The following is a 1,526-nucleotide window of genomic DNA, read 5'->3' as shown; positions in this document are numbered from 1 at the left end:
AACCAACTACATTAATGATCGAAATGCGTTCGATTTCATATCCGCGCACCAACGCCGCATCGAGCTGATTTCGATCCTGCCTGCCTATCGCCAAACCGTTGACAAAGGATCCATGCACCAACGCCCACCTCGGGGTAAACTCGACATTTCCTCTAGCTCATGGTACCGCGCCGGGGCAGGAACATAGCCAGTCTGCTAGATCGAAACTCGCGCGTTTCAGCGGCGGCCGAAGGCCAGGACCTCGGCTGTGTAAGTCTCCACGACCAGGCTGAAGGCTTGATTCATCCCAGTATAGAGGATGGCCCGGTGCCGAAGCACCTCGTAGGGAATGGCAAGTGCCCCCTTGCCTGCCACTGGCATCGGCGCGCCCATCTCCCATCCCTTCGGCAGCGGCGACCACAGCAACTCGGCGCTAATGGTTTGTCGGCGGAAGTGCAGCGGCTGGACCACTTTCCCGAAGGGCTGGTCGGTGGTGTCAAGAACCTGGTTCATCTGGAGTGTGAGGCGTGACGGTACGTACCAGTTATCGGCCTCGGACAGCACCAGCTCGCCACAGGCGAGCTGCACGCGGCGGTAGCGCAGGGGTTCGTCAGCGCTGATGCCTAGTACCTCGCGGGCATTGTCCGGCGGCGGTTTGTCACTCTTCTCGCGACGGGCGACAATCTTTGCCACCGGCGCCATCCCGTGCTCGCCGCACCACTGTTCCAGCGTGAGCGTGGCGCTGGGATGGCTGAGCAGGTCGGCGTTGAGGGTTTCAAGGAGGGCGAGGACCTTGGTGCGGGAGCTCGCGTCGTTTGTGAACAAGTTGAGGGCCTTGGAGGACGGGATGGCTACCGCAATGGCAATCGACGCCGCGACGAAAACTCGAGTACCCATAGTGCCAACCCTTTTTGCGTTGCGTTACGATCTGGCTTGTAGGAACGCAGCCTGAGCATAAATTTAGAAACATCGCGGCGCAGCCGCAACCCTGAAAGGCCCCTATGTGCGACCGCAGGCTTTTTGACCACTGGCATCTAGCACTACTTTGGCAGTTTAGATTCGACGGCGTCGGCGAGGAGTTTCTCACAGTGGGGGGGCATCGCCTGGGTGGCGGCCGTGCGAAGAGGTCGAGGATGGCCTGCCTGATGGCCAGCATGCTCGGTTGTGGCGGCGGCCCCCCGACTCTTTTTTTCCGTCCCGCTGCTTTGAGGCGGCGGGATTGGAGAAAGGCGTAGGCGATCATGGTCATCAAGGCGTGTCTGTGTAATCCAGTCCAGGATCTACCTTCGAAGTGGTCGAGGCCGAGTTCCTCCTTCAACTGCTGATGTGCCTGCTCGCAGATCCATCTGGCTTTGATCGTGGCAGCGAGCAGCTTGAGGCTCGCGTCGGCCGGTAAGTTCGACACATAGGACACGTCGATAAATTGCTGAATCGATAAAGCTCGTTTTGGGGGATTCCGAAATCCTGCGTTGCTTTGTAGACATGGGCAGTGATCGATGTCGCCGCTATAAAGCTCCGCTATGATGCGGTTAGCCCCGTGCTGGACG

At 59.2% G+C, this 1,526-nt stretch carries 1 protein-coding gene and 1 pseudogene; both read right to left on the bottom strand.

The window, feature by feature from the left end; genetic code table 11:
* Positions 1-216: 216 nt before the first annotated feature.
* Positions 217-876, bottom strand: a complete 660-nt coding sequence (locus tag QQK95_RS33250) for a hypothetical protein (protein WP_038644996.1) — start codon at positions 874-876, stop codon at positions 217-219.
* Between the two features lie 143 nt (positions 877-1,019).
* Positions 1,020-1,387 (bottom strand): annotated as a pseudogene (locus tag QQK95_RS33245) (transposase); the annotation flags it as partial.
* Positions 1,388-1,526: the final 139 nt, after the last annotated feature.

Origin of the sequence: Mesorhizobium huakuii, assembly GCF_030160235.1 — a bacterium.
Lineage (GTDB): Bacteria > Pseudomonadota > Alphaproteobacteria > Rhizobiales > Rhizobiaceae > Mesorhizobium > Mesorhizobium huakuii.
Note: the sequence above shows the minus strand (reverse complement) of the source record. Positions and strands in the feature narration are given on the sequence as shown.

Coding starts and splice junctions, on each gene's coding strand:
- QQK95_RS33250 (WP_038644996.1), bottom strand. CDS start 876: ATGGGTACTCGAGTTTTCGTCGCGGCGTCGATTGCCATTGCGGTAGCC.